The 20,034-nt window shown below is 63.6% G+C and carries 13 protein-coding genes; 3 read left to right on the top strand and 10 right to left on the bottom strand.

Annotated features, from left to right (window positions below):
- The first annotated feature begins 73 nt into the window (after positions 1-73).
- From topA to Q1Y33_RS08685, 3 genes are all read left to right on the top strand, one after another.
- Positions 74-2,371, top strand: a complete 2,298-nt coding sequence (gene topA, locus Q1Y33_RS08695; protein WP_300799346.1) for a type I DNA topoisomerase — start codon at positions 74-76, stop codon at positions 2,369-2,371.
- Between the two features lie 21 nt (positions 2,372-2,392).
- Positions 2,393-3,598: a C1 family peptidase gene (locus Q1Y33_RS08690; protein WP_300799345.1), complete on the top strand. Its 1,206-nt coding sequence runs from the start codon at positions 2,393-2,395 to the stop codon at positions 3,596-3,598.
- A 240-nt stretch (positions 3,599-3,838) separates the two neighbouring features.
- Positions 3,839-5,317: a BamA/TamA family outer membrane protein gene (locus Q1Y33_RS08685; protein WP_300799344.1), complete on the top strand. Its 1,479-nt coding sequence runs from the start codon at positions 3,839-3,841 to the stop codon at positions 5,315-5,317.
- 85 nt (positions 5,318-5,402) lie between these two features.
- Here the strand turns inward: Q1Y33_RS08685 and Q1Y33_RS08680 are convergent, their stop codons facing one another.
- The 10 genes from Q1Y33_RS08680 to dnaB form a co-directional block, all read right to left on the bottom strand.
- On the bottom strand, positions 5,403-5,984 hold the full coding sequence (locus Q1Y33_RS08680) for a 4'-phosphopantetheinyl transferase superfamily protein (RefSeq protein ID WP_300799343.1): 582 nt from the start codon (positions 5,982-5,984) through the stop codon (positions 5,403-5,405).
- On the bottom strand, positions 5,981-7,258 hold the full coding sequence (gene gldE / locus Q1Y33_RS08675) for a gliding motility-associated protein GldE (protein WP_300799342.1): 1,278 nt from the start codon (positions 7,256-7,258) through the stop codon (positions 5,981-5,983). Before gldE ends, Q1Y33_RS08680 begins: the two co-directional genes overlap by 4 nt.
- 16 nt (positions 7,259-7,274) lie before the next feature.
- On the bottom strand, positions 7,275-8,597 hold the full coding sequence (gene ftsZ, locus Q1Y33_RS08670; RefSeq protein WP_300799341.1) for a cell division protein FtsZ: 1,323 nt from the start codon (positions 8,595-8,597) through the stop codon (positions 7,275-7,277).
- A gap of 132 nt (positions 8,598-8,729) precedes the next feature.
- Positions 8,730-10,259 (bottom strand): cell division protein FtsA, encoded by a 1,530-nt coding sequence (ftsA, locus tag Q1Y33_RS08665; RefSeq protein ID WP_300799340.1) that lies wholly within the window; start codon positions 10,257-10,259, stop codon positions 8,730-8,732.
- A 9-nt stretch (positions 10,260-10,268) separates the two neighbouring features.
- A complete protein-coding gene (locus Q1Y33_RS08660) occupies positions 10,269-11,372 on the bottom strand; it encodes a hypothetical protein (RefSeq protein ID WP_300799339.1) in 1,104 nt (367 codons plus the stop codon).
- A 25-nt stretch (positions 11,373-11,397) separates the two neighbouring features.
- Positions 11,398-12,780, bottom strand: coding sequence for a UDP-N-acetylmuramate--L-alanine ligase (murC, locus tag Q1Y33_RS08655; RefSeq protein WP_300799338.1), 1,383 nt, complete (start codon positions 12,778-12,780; stop codon positions 11,398-11,400).
- Between the two features lie 55 nt (positions 12,781-12,835).
- On the bottom strand, positions 12,836-13,960 hold the full coding sequence (gene murG / locus Q1Y33_RS08650) for an undecaprenyldiphospho-muramoylpentapeptide beta-N-acetylglucosaminyltransferase (RefSeq protein WP_300799337.1): 1,125 nt from the start codon (positions 13,958-13,960) through the stop codon (positions 12,836-12,838).
- Positions 13,961-13,970: 10 nt separating this feature from the next.
- Entirely contained in the window at positions 13,971-16,589 is a 2,619-nt protein-coding gene (locus tag Q1Y33_RS08645) for a TIR domain-containing protein (protein ID WP_300799336.1), read from the bottom strand.
- Positions 16,590-16,611: 22 nt separating this feature from the next.
- A complete protein-coding gene (locus Q1Y33_RS08640; RefSeq protein ID WP_300799335.1) occupies positions 16,612-18,153 on the bottom strand; it encodes a YifB family Mg chelatase-like AAA ATPase in 1,542 nt (513 codons plus the stop codon).
- 12 nt (positions 18,154-18,165) lie between these two features.
- Positions 18,166-19,728, bottom strand: coding sequence for a replicative DNA helicase (gene dnaB / locus Q1Y33_RS08635; RefSeq protein WP_300799334.1), 1,563 nt, complete (start codon positions 19,726-19,728; stop codon positions 18,166-18,168).
- Between the last annotated feature and the right edge of the window lie 306 nt (positions 19,729-20,034).

The raw sequence follows: 20,034 nt of genomic DNA, 5'->3' as shown, positions 1-20,034 counted from the left end.
CACAGAAACCGAACCGCGAACCTAAGTGTAACGACTTAGGTTTTCGCATTTCAGAAAAGCCACATACCACGCAATGCAGGAAAATTTAGTTATCGTCGAGTCTCCGGCAAAAGCGAAAACCATCGAGAAATTCCTCGGCAAGGACTACATCGTCAAGTCGAGTTTCGGACATATCCGCGACCTTTCGAAAAAGGACCTCGGCATCGACATCGCCGAGGGGTTCCGCCCCGTCTACGAAGTGCCGGCCGACAAGAAGAAGGTGGTCGACGAACTGGCGCGCCTGGCAAAGGAGAAGACCGTCTGGCTCGCCTCCGATGAAGACCGCGAAGGAGAAGCCATCGCCTGGCACCTGACCGAAGTGTTGGGTCTCCCCGTCGACCAGACCAAGCGCATCGTCTTCCACGAAATCACCAAGCGGGCGATCCTCGAGGCGATTGAAAAGCCGCGCACGGTCAACATGGACCTCGTGAACGCCCAGCAGGCGCGCCGCATCCTGGACCGGCTGGTGGGCTTCGAGCTCTCGCCCGTACTCTGGAAGAAGGTGCGGCCGTCGCTCTCGGCGGGCCGCGTACAGTCGGTGGCCGTGCGGCTGATTGTCGAGCGCGAGCGCGAGATCATCGCCTTCCGCTCCACGCCCTACTTCCGTGTCGTGGCACAGTTCCACGCCGCCGACGACCCCGAAAAGACCCTCTTCAAGGCCGAGCTTTCGTCGCGTTTCGAGACGCGCGACGAAGCCGAAGCCTTCCTGCAAAGCTGCATCGGCGCCACCTTCACGGTCGTGAAGGCCGAGGAGAAGCCCGCACAGCGCTACCCGGCGCCGCCGTTCACCACCTCGACGCTCCAGCAGGAGGCGGGCCGCAAGTTAGGCATGTCGGTCTCGCAGACGATGTCCGTGGCACAGCACCTCTACGAACAGGGTCTGATCACCTACATGCGTACCGACTCGGTGAACCTCTCGCAGCAGGCCCTCGCGCAGTGCAAGGAGGAAATCACGAAGCTCTACGGCGAAAAGTATTCGCGCTGGTTCAACTACAAGACCAAGACCAAGGGGGCGCAGGAGGCCCACGAAGCCATCCGCCCGTCGTACATCGACCGGCAGGAGATCGAGGGCACGGCCGCCGAGAAGAGGCTCTACGAACTGATTTGGAAGCGCACGGTCGCCTCGCAGATGGTCTGCGCGGAGCTCGACCGCACGACGGTCGTCATCGGCATGGACAACACGCCGAGCCAGTTCGTCGCACAGGGCGAGGTAATCCGCTTCGACGGATTCCTGCGTCTCTACTCCGAGTCGACGGACGACGACCAGGCTGCGGAGAGCGGCGAAGGACTGCTGCCGAAGCTCGCGGAAGGTGACCGCGTCGTCTCGACGCAGATCACCGCCACGGAGCGCTTCACCTCGGCCCCGGCACGCTACAACGAGGCGTCGCTCGTCAAGCGGCTCGAGGAGCTGGGCATCGGCCGCCCGTCGACCTACGCCCCGACGATCACCACGATCATCAACCGCGGCTACGTCGTCAAGCAGAACCGCGACGGACAGAAGCGCGGCTACGTGCAGTTGACGCTCGCCGACGGCCGCATCACGGCGAAGAACCTCACGGAGAACTTCGGCAAGGAGAAGAACCGCCTCTCGCCGACGGACATCGGCATGGTGGTGAACGACTACCTCGAGGCGCAGTTCGGGCCGATCGTCGACTACAACTTCACGGCGCGCGTCGAAAAGGAGTTCGACCGCATCGCCGAGGGAGACATCACGTGGAAGGAGATGATCGCCTCCTTCTACGGGCCGTTCCACAAGATGGTCGACTCGGCCATCGAGAAGCAGACCGACAAGAAGAGCCAGGTTCGCATCCTGGGCACCGACCCCAAGACGGGACACGCGGTCAAGGCGCGCATCGGCCGCTACGGCCCGATGGTCGAGATCGAGGGTGCCGAGGGTGAGAAGAGCCGCTTCGCCTCGCTCAAGAAGGGGCAGCTCATCGAGTCGATTACGCTCGACGAGGCGCTCGAGCTCTTCGCGCTGCCCCGCACGCTCGGCGAACTCGACGGCGAGACGCTGACGGTCGGCATCGGCAAATACGGCGCCTACGTGCGCTACGGCAAGTCGTTCGCCTCGCTCGCAAAGGGCGACGACCCCTACACGCTCACCTACGACCGCGCCGTGGAGATCGTGCGGGCGCACCAGGCGGCTGCCGCCGCGGTCAACACGCCGCTGCGCAGCTTCCCTGAGGACCCCGACATGCTGGTCAAGAACGGCCGTTACGGCGCCTACATCGCCTACAAGGGCAAGAACTACCGTCTGCCGAAGGGGGCCAAGCCCGAGACGCTGACACTCGACGACTGCCTGAAAATCGTCTCCTCCTCGAAAAAATAACCACTTAAAACCACCCATAAGATGAAAAACCTGATGCTTTCGCTTTTCGCCCTCTGCATCGCTCTTACGGCAGGGGCGCAGACCGCCGACACGACGTCCGCGGAAGGCTACCGTTTCACCGACACGAAGATCATCCCCACGACGCCGGTCAAGGACCAGAGCCGCAGCGGCACGTGCTGGTGCTTCTCGACGCTCTCGTTCCTCGAGAGCGAGATTCTGCGTGCCGGAGGTCCCGCCATGCACCTCTCGGAGATGTGGATCGTGCGCCACTCGTTCATGGACAAGGCCGAGAAGTATGTCCGCATGCACGGGACGATCAACTTCGCCGAAGGCGGCGCCTCGCACGACGTGACCGAGGGGATCAAGGCCCACGGCATCGTGCCGTTCGAGGTCTACCCGGGCCTGAACTACGGCACCGAGAAGCCCGACTTCCATGAGCTTTCGGTCGTGCTGAAGGCCTACCTCGACGCGGTGATCCAGACGGGCGACAAGTCCCGCAAGGCCCTCTCGACGGCCTGGAAGCGCGGCTTCGACGCCATTCTGGACGAATATTTCGGCCCGCTGCCCGAGACCTTCACCTACGAAGGCAAGGAGTACACGCCCGAGACGTTCGCGGCGCAGCTGCCCATCGACCTGGACAACTACATCGACATCTCGTCGTTCACGCATCACCCCTTCTACTCGCAGTTCATCATCGAGGTGCCCGACAACTGGATGTGGGGCACGGTCTACAACGTACCGCTCGACGAGATGATGCAGATTATCGACCACGCCCTCGAGCAGGGCTACACCGTATCGTGGGGTACGGACGTAAGCGAAAAGGGCTTCAGCCGCACGAAGGCCATCGGCATCGTGCCGGAGGCCGACACCGAGAGCATGAGCGGCACGGAGGCCGAGCGCTGGGGCAAGCTCACCGACCGCGAGAAGGAGGCGGCGCTCTACAAGTTCGACAAGCCGGGCAAGGAGCGCACCATCACGCAGGAGATGCGCCAGACGGCGTTCGACAACTACGAGACGACCGACGACCACGGCATGCTCATCATGGGCACGGCCACGGACCAGGCCGGCAACCGCTACTACAAGGTGCAGAACTCGTGGAACGTCCTGCCGCCCTACGACGGATTCTGGTACTTCTCGCGTCCGTTCGTCGCCTACAAGACCACCTCGATCATGGTCAACAAGCAGGCGCTGCCCAAGGAGATCGCCAAAAAGCTGGGGCTGAAATAACCGGCTCCCCCGCCGGAGAATCGGCGGCGCCTCCGCGACTTTGCGGGGGCGCCGTTGTCTTCCGCACGCGCCGCCACATGGACGGGTGCAGGGACAAGGGGAGGGGCAAAGAGGGGAGAGCGGGCAAAGAGGGGAGAGCGGGCAAAGAGGGGAGAGCGGGCAAAGCGCTCCGTCGGGAACGGCATTTTTTGCCCGTTGGCAAAATTCTCTTATCTTTGCCCCTTTCAGCCACTCCCGCCCATGAAAAGAGCACGCATACTTCTTTCCATTCCCGGTCTGTTGCTGACGCTTCACACCGCAACGGCGCATGCCGCCCACACGCCGCAGAAGAGCATTCCGGAGTCACCCGCCGGCACGGCCGCGCCGGGCGCCGCACTCCTTCCCGACACCCTTTCCGACCCGCCGGAGAAGCTCTCCGCCGCATGCACGGAGCATCCCTGCACCGCAGTCCGGACAGACGGCACCGCAGGCCTCTCCGCCGACACGGCGGCACGGCGGCGCAGCTTCATCCGCCGCATCATCGACTACTACAGCCAGTCGAACGAGGACCTCTCCTTCCGCAAGAAGATCGACTGGAGCATCGTCCCCGGCCCGAACTACTCCTCCGACTACGGCTTCGGCATCGGCTTCATGCTCGCGGGCTTCTACCGCCCCGACCGCACGGATTCGGTCACCTCGCCCTCGAACGTCTCGGTCTACGGCAACCTCACGACCCGCAAATACGCCACGCTCTACTTCTCGGGCGACAACTATTTCCGCCACGACCGGCAGATACTCCGCTACACGGGTTCGATCGTCTACTTTCCCGGTGAATTCTACGGCGTGGGCCATACGGCCGGGGACGAAGGGTACAGCCAGCAGCTGACGACCACGGACCTGATCCTCGACATCTCCTACTGCACGGCCCTGGCACACCGCTTCTACGCGGGCGTCTGCGCGACGCTCAACTACTCGGGCACGAAATACGCCCCGTCGGGGATGGCCGAACGGCTGGAACAGATCGCGGCCGACGCTGCGGCCGGCGGTGCGGTTCCCGACGGACGCACGGGCGAACTTTACAGGCTCTGGCAGGAGGGGCGCTATGATCCGGCCAAACAGGACCCCTTCTCGAACTACATCGCCGCGACGGGTGAAAATCCCGACCCGCTGAACACCGGCGCGGGAATTTTCGTGCAGTACGACTCACGCGACGTGACCTACAACGCCTCGAAAGGGCTCTTCCTGAAGACCGAGGCGCTGTGGTATCCCCGCGTGCTGGGCAATACGGGGCGCGACTTCGGCCGCGTGACCGTCACGTTCGACTGCTACCGGAAGTTGTGGAAGGGGGCCGTACTGGCCTACGATTTCCACGTCGACGCCACGATCGGCAACCCCTCGTGGCACATGTTCGCCAAACTGGGCGGCGACACCCGCATGCGCGGCTACTACGAGGGGCGCTACCGCGACAAACGGCTGGCCGAGACGCAGCTGGAGCTGCGGCAGCGAATCTACCGCCGCCACGGCATCGAGGGATGGGTCGGTGCCGGGCAGGTCTGGGGCACGGAGCCGTTCAGCTGGGACCGCACGTTGAGCAACTTCGGCTGCGGCTACCGCTTCGAGTTCAAGAAGGGGATGAACATCCGCCTCGACTACGGCTGGGGCGTCTTCGGCAACCGCAACCTGCCGTGGGACCGCAAGCGCTCCTCGGCCTTCCTCTTCACGGCCTCGGAGGCCTTCTGACTCCCGGACCGGCCGGTACGAAAAAAGCCGCGGCACACGGCACACGGCGGGGAGACATCATCACGGGCGGAATTTCCGAACGAATCTACAGGATGAAGGTCGCGAGGTACCCCTCGCGGCAGAGCAGCGTCATGGCAACCGGTTCGCCGCCGGCGATGCAGCCCGCAAGACGCCCGGCCGCAAGGTCCGCCTCCGTGATGCGGAGGTCGCGCAGCAGGTCCAGCTCCCGGCGCCCGGCATATTTGTAGAGGGTCTCCTTCGCACACCACACGGCGGCGGGGAGCAGCGGATCGTCCGCAAGCGCCTGCTCTTCAGAAGTCATGTAACGGGAACGGACGCGTCCGAAACTGCGCGTCACGGGTTCGATGTCCACGGCGCAGCGGCGGGCGGAGATGCAGACGGCGACACGGCCGTCGCAATGCGATACGGAGAGATGCTCCCCGCGCCCCACGAGCACCGGGGCCCCGACGGCATCGTAGGTGATGCGCACGTCGCGCCCCAGTTCGCGCCGCACGATGGCCCGCCACGTCAGGTATTCGCGGCGCCGGCGCTCCGAACCGAAAGCCGCGGCCGCCGCCCGCTCGTCGGGCGTCGCCCACGCGGCTGCCTCGCACTCGGGCCACGGCGTCTCGATGAAGAGCCCCGCAGGCAGGCTTCCGTCGGTCATAAGAGGTCCACGCGGATTTTGTCGATGCGGTGCGCCTCCATCTCCTGCACCGTGAAACGGATGTCGTGCGACGTGAAGGTGTCGCCCTTGCGCGGGAAGTCGCGCTTGAGCTCGAGCATCAGCCCCGCCAGCGTCTCGGCCTCGCCCTTGACGTCGGAGAAGGTCTCCTCGTCGAGCGACAGCACCCGCTCGAAGTCGCCGATGTGGGTCTTGCCGTCGAAGAGGTAGCTCCGGGCGTCGAGCCGCACGTAGAAGCTCTCCTCGTTGTCGCTCTCGTCCGAAATCTCGCCCACGATCTCCTCGATGATGTCCTCGAGCGAGACCAGGCCGAGCGTCGAGCCGTACTCGTCGACCACGACGGCCATGTGGACCTTGTTCGACTGGAAATCCTCCAGCAGGTCGTTGATCTTCTTGTGCTCGGGCACGAAGTAGGGCTTGCGGACGAGCTGCTGCCAGCCGAAGTCGCTGCCGTGGTTGATGTAGGGCAGCAGGTCCTTGACGTAGAGCGTGCCGCGGATGTTGTCCACATCCTCCTCATAGACCGGAATGCGCGAAAAGCCCGACTCGATGATCGTGCGCTTGACCGTCTCGTAGTCGGCCGTGATGTCGAGCGCCGTCATGTCCACGCGGGGCTTCATGATCTCCTGCACCTCGGTATTCACGAAGTTGACGATTCCCGAGAGCATCACGTGCTCCTCGGGCGTCGTGCTCTGCGTCATGTCGACGGCGTCGGCCAGCTCGTCGAGCGAGATTTCGCTCCGGTGCGAGGCCTTCTCGCTGATGCGGCTGCTCGTGCGGACCAGGATGTAGGAGAGCGGATAGAAAATCCAGCGCAGCACCAGCAGCGGCCGGGCGACGAGTGCGGCGAATCGCACGGGCACGGTCTGCGCCAGCACCTTGGGCAGCACCTCGCCGAAGAGCAGCAGCAGGAACGACACCAGCACGGTCTTGAAGAGGAACTCGAAGTGCCGGAAGGTGAACAGCGCGTCGATGATCGTGGCGGAGAGGATCGTGATGCAGATGTTCACCAGGTTGTTGACCACGAGGATCGTGGCCAGCAGCAGGTCGACGTTGGCCAGCAGGCGCAGCACGGCGTCGGCCGATGCGGTGCTGCGTTTCTGGAAGCGCCGCACGTCGTTGTGCGAGAGAGAGAAAAAAGAGGTTTCGGCACCCGACACGAGCGCCGAAACGCATAACAGCGCCACCGTCACCGCACACAGGACGATGACATGGGGCGTGAAGCCGTTGAACGTAATCCAGGGAAGTGTCTCCAAACCCGACGTCGTTTAGTTAATCGAACAGCGACCCGCCCTTCTCCTCCTTCGGAGCCTGCGGCTCGGCCGATTCGTCGCGCAGCACCTCCTTGCGGCCGCCGGGCATCTGCACGATGAATTTCGAATTGCGGGTCTGGTAGGCCGGTTTGGCCAGGCGCACCTCGATGTCGCTGTAACGCGTCGACTTGGCTCCGAGCACCACCTGCTCGAGCGGACGCGGCGTCGGCCGGGGCTGCGCCGACGGCTTGATGGGCTCCAGCACCGGCGTCACGGACGTCTCGCGCACCGGCTCCTGCGGACGGATCGGCGTTATCGGCGTCTGGATGAAGTCGACGGCATCGTCCTGCTCGAAGCCCGTGGCGACGACCACCAGCTCGATCGAGTTGCCCAGCTGCGGTTTCTCGCTCGTACCCCAGATGATGTTGGCATTGTGGATCGTGCCGTTCTCGTCCTGCACGCTGGCGTGCGACTGGATGTAGGCCAGGATGCGCACGACCTCCTCGTACATGAGCTCCTCGGCATTCGACACCGAGATGTTGAGCAGGATGTTCTTGGCACCCGTAATGAGGTTGTGGTCCAGCAGCGGCGAGCGCAGCGACGCTTCGGCGGCCGCCTCGGCACGGTTCTCGCCCTCGGCCGTGGCGACGGCCATGTGGGCGCGGCCGCTGTCGCGCATGACCTTCGAGACATCGGCAAAGTCGACGTTCACCAGGTCGCTCTCGACGGTGATGATCTCGGCGATGCCCTTCGCCGCCGAGGCCAGGATGTCGTCGGCCTTGCCGAAGGCCTGCTTGAGCGAAAGGCGCCCGTAAATCTCGAGGATGTTCTCGTTGTTGATGATCAACAGCGAGTCGACGTTCTGCCGCAGCTCCTCGATGCCGCGCTTGGCCTGCTCGTAGCGGATCTTGCCCTCGACGGCCAGCGGCGAGGTGACGATGGCCACGGTCAGCAGTCCCATCTCCTTGGCGAGCTTGGCAATGACGGGCGACGCACCCGTACCGGTGCCGCCGCCCATGCCGGCCGTGATGAAGACCATGCGCGTACCGGCCAGTTCGAGCTGCTGCCGGATTTCGGGCAGCGTCTCGACGGCCGCACGGCGTCCGTTCTCGGGGTCGTTTCCGGCACCGAGGCCTTCGCTGCCGAGGCGTATCTTCAGCTCCACGGGGCTCTTGTCGAGCGCCTGCTGGTCGGTATTGCACACCATGAACTTCACGCCCCGGATTCCGAGGTTCCACATGTGGTTCACGGCATTGCCGCCGGCCCCGCCGACACCGACCACCGTGATGATCGAACCGTCCGCGGGACGGGCCTTGATTTCAGACATCAGTTCGTCTGCCATATCTCTCTTTCTCTTTTTTTGCTTCTACACTCGTGCGGCACCGCCGCACACTCCTTTGTCCGCTCTGTCCCCTCTGTCCGTTCTGTCCGCTCTGTCCATGCGCAGGACCCGCGGCCCCGGACTCGGAACGGGTCAGATCTCCTCGTTGTCGCTCTCCGCGGCCATGAAACCCTTGTTGATGCGGTCGATCGTCGACTGAATCATGCTCGCAAGCCCCCGCTTGCGCTTCGGCGGTTCAGGCGTCTCACGCTCCCGGGGCTCCTCCCCGGCCGACGGCTCCGCAGCAACGGGCTGCACGGGCTGCGCCGGCTGAACGGGGGGCTGCACGGGTTGCACGGGCTGCACACGTTGGGTCGGCTGCACGGGCCGTGCCGGCTGTGCGGGCTGCACGGGCGGCACATGGTTGAAGTTCGGCATGGAAGGGGTCGGCGCCGCATATCCCTGCGGACGGTGCTGCGGCTCGGCGAAGGGTCGCTCCGGAGCACCTCCGGCCCGCTCCATCACGGCGCAGGAGCCCGACTCCGCACCCTTGAGCAGCAGGCCCACGGCCGTCGCCCACGCCGGATCGGCGCACTTCTCCCGCGACTCCTCGGTAATGCCCGACTCGGGCACGGCGATGCGCACGTCCATGCCCGTCAGGCGGCGGAACAGCTCGTCCACATCCTTCAGCTTGGCGCCGCCGCCCGTCAGCACGATGCCGTAGGCGAGCTTGTCGGCATAGCCCGAATCCTTGATCTCCTGCTGCACGAACTCGACGATGTCCGTGGCGCGGGCCTCGATGACCGTCGCCAGGTTGCGCAGCAGAATGTCCTTCGCCTCGCGGGCCGTGCGGCCGTTGACGCGGATGAGCTTGTCTTCGGGGGCCAGTTCGGCGACCGCCGAGCCGTATTTCTGCTTGAGGCTCTCCACATGCTTCTCGGGCACACTCATCGTGCGGATGTCGCGGTTGATGGCCGAAGCGCCCATCGGAATCGACGCCACGTAGCGCACCACGTTGCGGTAATAGACCGTCACGTCGGTCACACCGGCACCGAGCCCCACGACGGCCACGCCCTCCTCCTTCTCATCGGGCACGAGCACCGACTCGGGGGTCGCCAGCGTATCGGGAATCAGTCCGAGCATCCGGATGCCCAGCCGCTTGAGCGCCATGTCGAGCCGCTGCTTCGGCGTATTGAGGCAGAGGATGAAATTGAACGTCGAGGAGAGCTTGCGGCCGAACGACCCCACGGGATTCTGCACCTCCTGGCTGTCGTCGACCATGTAGTTCTGGGGCACGCGCTCCATGATTGTCTCGTCGTCGGGGGCCTGCACGTTCCGCATGCGGTCGAACAGCGCCTCGACATCCTTCTGGTTCACCCCGTTCTGGGGATCGTAGACAAAGACATGGTCCGTGTGGCGGGCGCAGCGCACGAACTCGCCCGAGATGCCCGCATAGGCCTCCGTGATGCGGATGTTGAGCGCCTGCTCAGTCTCCGCAACGGCCTCGCGGATCGCCCGGCTGACGAGTTCGATGTTCTCGATCCGCCCGGCATGAACCCCCTCGACGGGTTTCGAAACCAGCGACAGCACCTCGACGGGCCCCTCGGCGCTCTTCCCGCCGACAGCCACCACGACCGAAGAGGTACCCAGATCGACGGCAACGATATAATTCCTTCTTTCCACTGTATTATCCTATTTTTTCCTGCAAACTACCTGATCGCCGTATCGGACGTCGATCACCGCGTAGGTATCCCACCCGAGGACCGAAAGGCCGTTGCGGTAGAAGCGCAACAGCTTGTCGAACTTCTCATCGACGCGTTCGAGGCGTCCGAAGCGGATGAGATGCCGGCCGCTGCGGGGTGTAAGGTCCACCTCCAATGCGCCACTGGGGGCCGTGCGGGCGGTAATCTGGACCACCTCCGACCTCCAGAAGTCATCGTTCTCGACGTACTCCACAAAGGTAAGGAGTTTCATGAAATCTTCGTAGCTTTTCTCCAATTTTTTTTGTGCCCGGCGCTCGGCCTCCTGCCGCTGCGAAATCCGGTCGATCCCCTCCTCAATGAGACGCGCCTCGTAGCGGTATCCGCGGCGCAACTGCTCCTTGTGGGCCTTGAGTTTGTCCACGCGCAGCTGGAACATCGAGTCGGTCTCCAGCCGCCACCACCGCTGCTTGATGCGCATGCGGCGCAGGTCGGCGATGTTGCGGTCGTTCTTCATCTCCCGCCTGAAGAAGGGGTATTTCTCCCGCTCCAGCTCGGCGATGCGGTCGTCTATCTTGCGCTGCTCCGCGTCGATGTGGTCGCGCACGTCTCCCACATAGGAGGCGGGGAAGGGCGGGCGGTAGGAGCCCGTCACCACCGGGACGTAGAGCGACGAGGCGCGCGGCGCGTCGAAGACGTAGTCCTCGTCGGTCACGTAGCCGTTGTAGCCGTCGACGAGCAGGCGCAGCAGCGGTTTGCGCTGCCGGATCGTGACGTGCAGCACGCCGCCGTAGGAGACGTAGGCCGCGACCCTCGCCACGAAGCCGTTGCGAGCGATCAGCTGCTCGATACCCGTCAGGTCGACCCCGTCGACGGGAGCCCCGACGGTCTTGATGCCGCTGCGGGCGATCCAGCCGCGCACCTGCCGCGAGGTGACCAGCTGTCCCTGCGAGGAGCTGTCGGCGATCTCGATCTCGAGCCGCGTGACGCTCCTTGCGGCACGCATGCGCCGGGCCTCCGCGCCCGCATAGAGCACGTAGACGGCCACCGCGATCCACAGCAGCGCAAAGAGCGCGTATCGGAGTATCCTGTTCAAAACGTCCGGAGTTGTCGGTTGGGCATCAGGCTTTTTGCTTCAGTTTTTCGGCAATCGTCCCGCAGCAGGCGTCGATATTGCCCGCGCCGAAGCTCACCACCACATCCGTCGGCATTGCGGCCACGGTGTCGGCCAGCGCCTCGCGCGGCACGATGCGGCAGGGGACCGTCACCCGCTCGGCGATGATCTCCGACGTCACCCCCTCGATCGGCTCCTCGCGCGCCGGATAAATCGGCAGCAGCACCACCTCGTCGGCGTGCGACAGCGCCTCGGCGAAGCCGTCGCACAGGTCGCGCGTGCGGGTGTAGAGGTGCGGCTGGAAGAGCGCCGTGATCCGCCGCCCGGGGAACATGCGGCGCAGGGAGAGCAGCGTCGCCGCCAGTTCGCGCGGATGGTGCGCGTAATCGTCCATGTAGACCTGCTTCGGCGTGTTGACGTAGAACTCGAAGCGGCGCTTCACGCCCGAAAATGACGCCAGCCCCTCGCGCAGACGCTCCGCATCGAGGGCCGCGCCCTCGTGCCGCGCCGCGCACCAGACCGAAGCCACGGCCGCCACGGAGTTCTCGATATTGACCCATCCCGGGACGCCGAGCGTGCAGTCGGCGATGACGCCGTCGGGCGTCACGATGTCGTAGCGGTAGTGCCCGCCCTCGAGCAGCCGCACGCGGGCGGCATAGAAGTCGCACGGCGTGTCGAGGGCATAGCGCCAGACCGTAATACCGGGGTTGTCGATGCGGAGGTCGAGCCCCTGCTTGATGATGAGGCTGCCGCCCGGGCGGATCTGCCCGATGAACTGCGAAAAGGCCTCCTTCACGGCCTCGTGCGTGCCGTAGATGTCCAGGTGGTCGGCGTCGGCCGAGGTCACCACCGCCACGTCGGGGTAGAGGCGCAGGAACGAGCGGTCGAACTCGTCGGCCTCGACCGCAAGGCGTGCCCCGTCGCCCAGCACAAGGTTGCTGTCAAAGTTCTTCGACACACCCCCCAGGAAGGCCGAGCCGCCGCCCGTGAGTGCCCGGTTGAGCCACGCCACGAGCGTCGAGGTCGTCGTCTTGCCGTGCGTGCCCGCCACGGCCATCACGTACTTCCCGGCGGAGAGGTGTCCGAGCATCTGCGACCGCTTCTCGACGCGGAAGCCGTGTTCGAGGAAGTAGCGGTACTCGGCGTGGTCGTGCGGAACGGCCGGCGTATAGACCACCATCGTCGTCGCGGGGTCGAGGAAGGCCTCGGGTATCAGCCGCACGTCCTCCTCATAGTGGATGGCGGCCCCTTCGGCCTCGAGGGCCTCGGTCAGGGCCGAGGGGGTGCGGTCATAACCCGCCACGCGGCGCCCCTCGTGCAGGAAATAGCGGGCCAGGGCGCTCATCCCGATGCCGCCGATGCCCAGAAAATAGATATTTGCGTATTCCATCTCGTCAACTCTTTGCCGCCCGGCCGCAACGCGTGCGCCGCCCGGGCGGGGTCGGTTATTTTTTCTTTGTTTTCTTCGTCTGCTCCAGCACGCGGAGCACCTCGTCGACAATCTCCTCCGCAGCCCGGGGTTTGGCCAGCTGCTCGATGTTGTCGCTCATACGGCGCAGCGTCGCGGGGTCGGCGAGCAGCTCCTCGGCCCGCCGCATCGCCGTCGTGCGGCACTCGGCATCCGCAACCACCACGGCGGCGCCCTTCGCCTCCAGCGCCCGGGCGTTCTTCGTCTGATGGTCCTCGGCCACGTTGGGCGAGGGGACGAACAGCACGGGCTTGGCAACCAGACACAGCTCCGAGACCGTGCCGGCGCCGCTGCGCGAGACGACCAGGTCGGCCGCCGCGTAGGCGCAGTCCATGCGGTCGATGAAGGCCCCCTGCCAGACGTGCGGCGCGGGATGTGCGGCCAGGAAGGCCTGCATCTCGCGCTCGTAATACTTGCCCGTCTGCCAGATCACCTGCACCGGGGCCTTACCACCGGTCGAGAGGATCCACGCCTTCATCATCTCGTTGAGCGAACGTGTGCCGAGCGACCCGCCGACGACCAGCACCACGGGCAGCTCCTCCGTCAGGCCGAAGCGGGCGAGCGCCTCGCGGCGGTCGACGCCCTCCTTCGAGAAGCCGCCGCGCAGGGGGTTGCCCGTCAGGACAATCTTCTCCGCGGGGAAGAAGCGCTCCATCCCCTCGTAGGCCGTACAGATGCGCGCGGCGCGGCGGGCCAGAATCTTGTTCGTCACGCCCGCATAGGAGTTCTGCTCCTGGATGAGCGTCGGCACGCCCATGCGCTGTGCGGCCCACAGCACCGGAGCGCTGGCATAGCCGCCGAAGCCGACGACAACGTCGGCCCCGAAGTCGCGGATCGTGCGGCGCGCCAGCCGGACGGAGCGCAGCACCTTGAAGGGAACGAGCAGGTTGCGCCACTCCAGCCGCCGCTGCAGCCCCGCAATCGGGAGCCCGACGATGCGGTAGCCCAGTGCCGGGACCTTCTCCATCTCCATCTTGCCCTCGGCGCCGACGAAGAGTATTTCGACCTCGTCACCCAGGCGCCGTTTCAGCGCCTCGGCGACCGCCACGGCCGGGTAGATATGACCGCCCGTACCGCCGCCCGAAAGAATGATTTTTTTCATATCATTATTGTCAGTCAAGATAGTATTTTTTCTTTTCGGCCGGTGTCAGCGGTCGATTCTTGAATCGTTCACGGATTCTGTCCATCAGCTCCTGCAAGGGTTCAAACTCCCAAATAATGACATCCTCGCTATTGCCGGATACGAGGTGTCTCCCATCGGGGCTGAATGACACGGTTTTATCAGATAATTCTGACTTTTGAAATATCGTGCCAGATTCAACATCAAAAATATACACGGTATAATAACCATCAACCGAAACAATCAGTTTCCCATCAGGGCTGAACATTGCGGACATTACCTCGTGTTGATGTCCTTCAAACCGATGAATCTCTTCGCCTGTTTCCACATTCCAGATGCGCACGGTTTTGTCTTCGGATGCCGACACAATCTGTTTCCCGTCGGGGCTGAACGCTATGGATAGTACCCTATCGGTATGTCCTTTAAATGTGCGGATCACCTCACTTGTTTCGATATCGCACAAAGATATCGTACTGCCATCGAATGCAAGACCAATCAGTTTCCCGTCAGGACTGAATACGGCAAAATACATACGATAGAGCTGACCCTCAAAACTGCGATTTTTTTCACCCGATTCGATATCCCATATCTGCACAATATTACCATCACCGAGTGCAGAAGCGATCTTTCTTCCGTCAGGACTAAAAGCAACAGAATGTGCAATATCACCAACATCAAGTTTGCGAATCTCCTTTCCAGACAGAGTATTCCAAATGCGTACGGAATCATCGAAGGACGCTGAAGCAATCCATTTCCCATCGGGGCTGAACGCTACGGAGTGCACCCTATTGGTATGTCCTTCAAGTTTGTATATCTCCTTGCCGGTTTCAACGTTCCAAATGCGCACGGTTTTATCATAGGACGCCGAAACGATCCGTTTCCCATCGGGACTGAATATTGCAAAATCGACCTCGGAAGAATGCCCCTTTAACCTTCGGAGCCTGATTTTAGGATCAGAGCGGATAGTCCAAATACGCACGGTCCTATCCTCGGAAGCAGATATGATCCTGCTTCCATCTGGACTATATGCAACGGAATGTACCCGATCGATATGTCCTTCAAGTTTGCGAATCTCCTTGCCGGATTCTGCATTCCAAATGCGCACGGTTCCGTCACTAGACGCTGAAACAATCCGTTTTCCCTTCGGGCTGAATGCTGCGGAATATACAGGCCGCCAGTCAAGTCCCTCAAGACAGAGCAACTCCATGCCTGTTTCGGCATCCCAGATACGCACAGTGTCATCGTGCGATGCCGAAACAATCCGTTTCCCGTCGGGACTGAATTCAGCGGAATTTACACCATCCGTATGCCCCTCCAGTCTGAGAATATCCTTTTTTGTCTCGACATCCCAGACATAGATCGTTTTATCGTTGGTTGCAAAAACAATCCGTTTTCCGTCAGGACTAAAGGCAAGAGAGTTTATGTGTATATTCCTCTCTCTTTCCCCTATGGAACTAATTTTATTTGTTTCAAAATTCCAAAAACCAAGATGGGAACCCCAACTTATATAGGCAAAGAATTTTCCACTTGGACTAAATGCCGCAATGCGTCCAAGAGGGTGGTCTATTTCTCGTCCATCATACAAGTACTCAAGTTTGACTTCCGTCCATGTCTCGATATCCCAATAGCGCCACCTGCGTTCGGAAGAGAACAGTATCCGCTTTCCGTCGGGACTGAATGTCACGAAGTCTATCGCGTCCTTACCTGTGAATCTGCGGATTTCCGCACCGGACTCGGTATCCCAGACACGGACAGTATTGTCTTTCGATGCGGTGGCAAACCGTTTCCCGTCCGGGCTGAATACGGCACGGTAAACGCAGTCGGTATGTCCTCTTATAATCGTGGAACGCTTTTCGTCGGCAGCCCGCAAGGCTGCTTCCGCTTCCGGGCAGTAGGGACGGCCTGCCGGGTCGTCCAGCCTTTCCGGAAGGGCCTGCAACGCCAGAAGCCGGGCAAGATAGGAGTCGCCCTGATCGACAAGGTCCATCGCCTTCTCGGCCAGAAAACGGCTCTGCACCAGATACAGCCTGTCCCGCTCTTCCCGCTTGCGGCGCTCCTCCTCGATCTTTTCCTTTTCGTAGCGCTGCCAGAGCTCATCGAACCTTACCCGCAACATGCCGGCCAGGGTCTTGATGAAGGCCTTGTCGCGTCCGGTTTCGTTCACGTTGCCGCCGATGCGCTCCTTGCTTGTCGGCAGATCGCGCAGGATCGCGGGAAAGCACTCCTCCTCAGCGCGGGCGGCGTGGGGCATGCCCTCGATGATGAACGGAAACAGGTTGTCGGTGTTATCTATTCCCTTTTGCCTGCCGATTTCAAGAAAATCGGAGACCTCCTTGTTTACCCATTCGGATTGCGCCGACTGCGGGGAACAGACGACAATGAGGTGCGCGGACGCTTCAAGCGCCTCGTGTATCTGGGCTGGCAGGTTTCCTGCGCTCAATTCATCGACATCCCGGAATACCGGCCCAAATTCGGTCGGAAGGTCCGACCAGCCGTTCAAGGTCGAGGGCAGACGATAATGCTCGAATTCGTGCTGGAGCCAGGCCGCCCACTCCTCGTCTTCGCGCTTGTAGCTGATGAAAGCGTAATATTTGTACTTTCCGTTGTTCATGGTCGGTATCTTAATTATTCTTTTACTCGCCCCAGTTGCCGCGGTCGAGCGAGCGGTAGCCCACCGCCTCGGCGATCTCCTGCGCCGTGATCCGCTCGCGGCCCGCCAGGTCGGCGATCGTGCGCGCAACCTTCAGGATGCGGTCGTAGGCCCGGGCCGAGAGCGACAGCCGCTCCATGGCCCGCTCCAACAGCGCCGCGCCGGCCGCATCCGGACGGCAATACTCGCGCAGCATCGCCGCATTCATCATGGCGTTGGTATGCACGCCCTCCACGCCGCGGAAGCGCCGCTGCTGCACCTCGCGCGCCCGCACGACCCGCTCGCGGATCGCGGCGCTCGGCTCGCCCGGCTCCGCACGCGACAGCTCGACGGGCGTCACGGGCGTCACCTCGACATGCAGGTCGATGCGGTCCATGAGCGGCCCCGAGATGCGCCCCATGTAGCGGTGCACGGCCCCCGGCGAGCAGGTACACTCGCGCGTCGGGTGGTTGTAGTAGCCGCACGGGCAGGGGTTCATCGCCGCCACGAGGGTGAAGTTCGCGGGGTACTCGACGCTGTAGCGCGCCCGCGACACGACGATGCGCTTCTCCTCCAGCGGCTGGCGCAGCACCTCCAGCACGCTGCGGCCGAATTCGGGCAGCTCGTCGAGGAACAGCACGCCGTTGTGGGCCAGCGACACCTCGCCCGGCATGGGCGACTGCCCGCCGCCGATCAGCGCCACCTGCGACGCCGTATGGTGCGGCGCCCGGAAGGGACGCTGCGTCATGAGGCGTCCCGACACCCCGGCCTTGCCCGCCACGGAGTAGATCTTCGTCGTCTCGAGCGCCTCGTCGCGCCCCAGCGGCGGCAGGATAGTCGGCATGCGCCGCGCGAGCATCGTCTTGCCCGAGCCCGGCGCCCCGATCAGGATCACGTTGTGGCCGCCCGCCGCGGCGATCTCCAGCGCCCGCTTGGCCTGGGCCTGTCCGCGCACGTCGGCGAAGTCCTCGGCATAGGGCGCCACGGCGGCTTCGTCGGCGGCCGCCTCCCCGGATGCGAAGGGGGCCAGCGGTTCGGTGCCGTTGAGCAGGTCGCGCACCTGCGCGAGGCTTGCGGCCCCGTAGACCTCAACCTCCCCGACCACGGCCGCCTCGGCGGCGTTCTCCGCCGGTACGACCAGCCGCCGGAAGCCCGCCCGGCGGGCCAGAATCGCCAGCGGCAGCACGCCCCGCACGGGCTTGAGCGAGCCGTCGAGCGACAGCTCTCCGGCGAACACCGTACCGTCGAGCGCCCCGGCGTCGATGCGCTCCATCGCGGCGAGAATCCCCACGGCGATGGGCAGGTCGAAGCCCGAGCCCTCCTTGCGCAGGTCGGCGGGGGCGAGGCTCACGACCACCTTGCGGCCCGACATCCGCTCACCCGAGTTCTCGAAGGCGGCGCGGATGCGCTGCTCGCTCTCCTTGACGGCATTGTCGGGCAGGCCGACCAGGTAGAGACCCAGCCCGCCGCCCGTGATGTTGACCTCGACGGTCACCGTCACGGCGTCGATTCCGACCACCGCACCCGCATAAGCCCTGACGAACATCGCTGCACGGAATCAGAAGGGAGGCTCCTCGTCGAGCGAGGCCGAACTCCGGATATCGAATTCGCCGCCCATGGCGGAGCCCAGTCCGCCGCCCTGCGGCGCAGGCGCAGCATTCGAGCCGCTGGCGTAGTCGTCGTAGGCCTGCTGGGCGTCGGCGGCCTGCGAGGGCGAGAGCATCGCATCGTCCATGTCCGTGAAGCGCGCCTGCTCCTTGATGAAGCGCAGCGGGATGTCGCACACGGCGCCGTTGCGGTGCTTGGCCAGGATGATCTCGGCCATGCCGGCCGTCGGCATGCCGTCCTCGGTGGTCGTCAGGCCGTAGTACTCGGGACGATGGATGAAGGCCACGATGTCGGCATCCTGCTCGATGGCGCCCGACTCGCGCAGGTCCGAGAGCTGCGGGCGCTTCGAGCCGCCGCGCATCTCCGTGGCACGGCTCAACTGCGACAGCGCGATGACCGGGACGTTCAACTCCTTGGCGATGGCCTTGAGCGTGCGCGAGATGAAGGCCACCTCCTGCTCGCGGTTGCCCTTCGAGTCCTGGTTGCCGGTCATCAGCTGCAGGTAGTCGATGATGATGATCTTGATGTCGTTGTGTATCTTCAGGCGGCGCGCCTTCGAGCGGAACTCGAAGACCGAGAGCGCCGGCGTGTCGTCGATGAAGAGCGGCGCCGAGGCCAGGGGCTTGGTCGCCGCCTCGAGGTGGCGCCACTGCTCGGGGGTCAGGCGCCCCGACTTAACGTCGTTGCCCGAGAGGCCCGTCTCGGCGATGATCAGACGCATCATCAGCTGCACGGCCGACATTTCGAGCGAGAAGAAGGCCACGCCCTGCTCGTAGTTCACCGCCATGTTGCGGGCCATCGAGAGGACGAAGGCCGTCTTGCCCATCGAGGGGCGCGCGGCGACGATGATGAGGTCCGAGAGCTGCCAGCCCAGCGTCACGCGGTCGATGGCCGTGAAGCCCGACGGCACGCCGTTGTAGGTGTTGGCGTTCTTCGAGGCCTCCTCGATCTGCATGAGCGCCCGCGAGAGAATCTCCTTGGAGGACTGCACCGAGCGCTTGACATATCCCTCGGCGACCTTGAAGATTTCGCCCTCGGCAAAGCCGATGAGCTCCGTCACGTCGGTCGACTCGTCGTAGGAGCGGCGCTGAATCTCCGTGGCCGAGCGGATCAGCTCGCGCTGCACGTACTTCTGGGCGATGATTTTGGCGTGGAACTCGACGTTGGCCGCCGAGCCGACCTTCTGCGTCAGCTGCGCCAGGTACGACGCGCCGCCGACCTTCTTGAGCTCCTTCTTGGCCTTGAGCCGTTCGGTCACGGTATAGAGGTCGATGGGCTTGAGCTCCATCGACAGCTCCTCGATCGCCTTGTAGATGAGCCGGTGCTCCTCGGTATAGAATGCCTCGGGCGTGACGTACTCCTGCACGGCAATGATGCTGTCCTTCTCGAGCATCAGCGCGCCCAGCACGGCCTCTTCCAGTTCGACGGCCTGCGGCGGCACGTTGCCGGCCGTCTCGGTCATCGCCTCGAATGCCTCCCGGTTGCGGGAGGAGGGGGTATACTCTTTCGCCATTTCGTTCGATCTCTTTCGGACCTCAAAAGTACGGATAAATCGGACGAATTAAAAACGAAATTCGAAAATTAACGGATGAAAAAATCAATCATGCCTCCGGCCCGCCTGTCGGAGGCATCCACCACCCCGGCAGGCGCTGCGGGAGGCGCACCCGCGGCCGGCATCACGCCATGACGTCCGTGCCGCATCCGGACCCCGGACCGCCATCCGACACCGCGCCGCGCCGCATCACTCCATGACGCCCATTTCGCGGCGCGGGACGGCCAGCGCGGCGATGCTGACCCGGCAGCCGGGCGCGGCGCGCAG

This window comes from uncultured Alistipes sp., from assembly GCF_949296715.1.
Classification (GTDB): domain Bacteria; phylum Bacteroidota; class Bacteroidia; order Bacteroidales; family Rikenellaceae; genus Alistipes.
The sequence above is the reverse complement of the archived record's forward strand: the minus strand, read 5'-3'. Positions and strand labels throughout refer to the sequence as shown.

Excerpts from the sequence above, each read along its gene's own strand:
- topA (WP_300799346.1), top strand. The coding sequence starts at position 74 with ATGCAGGAAAATTTAGTTATCGTCGAGTCTCCGGCAAAAGCGAAAACC.
- Q1Y33_RS08690 (WP_300799345.1), top strand. The coding sequence starts at position 2,393 with ATGAAAAACCTGATGCTTTCGCTTTTCGCCCTCTGCATCGCTCTTACG.
- Q1Y33_RS08685 (WP_300799344.1), top strand. The coding sequence starts at position 3,839 with ATGAAAAGAGCACGCATACTTCTTTCCATTCCCGGTCTGTTGCTGACG.
- Q1Y33_RS08680 (WP_300799343.1), bottom strand. The coding sequence starts at position 5,984 with ATGACCGACGGAAGCCTGCCTGCGGGGCTCTTCATCGAGACGCCGTGG.
- ftsZ (WP_300799341.1), bottom strand. The coding sequence starts at position 8,597 with ATGGCAGACGAACTGATGTCTGAAATCAAGGCCCGTCCCGCGGACGGT.
- murC (WP_300799338.1), bottom strand. The coding sequence starts at position 12,780 with ATGGAATACGCAAATATCTATTTTCTGGGCATCGGCGGCATCGGGATG.
- murG (WP_300799337.1), bottom strand. The coding sequence starts at position 13,960 with ATGAAAAAAATCATTCTTTCGGGCGGCGGTACGGGCGGTCATATCTAC.
- Q1Y33_RS08645 (WP_300799336.1), bottom strand. The coding sequence starts at position 16,589 with ATGAACAACGGAAAGTACAAATATTACGCTTTCATCAGCTACAAGCGC.
- Q1Y33_RS08640 (WP_300799335.1), bottom strand. The coding sequence starts at position 18,153 with ATGTTCGTCAGGGCTTATGCGGGTGCGGTGGTCGGAATCGACGCCGTG.
- dnaB (WP_300799334.1), bottom strand. The coding sequence starts at position 19,728 with ATGGCGAAAGAGTATACCCCCTCCTCCCGCAACCGGGAGGCATTCGAG.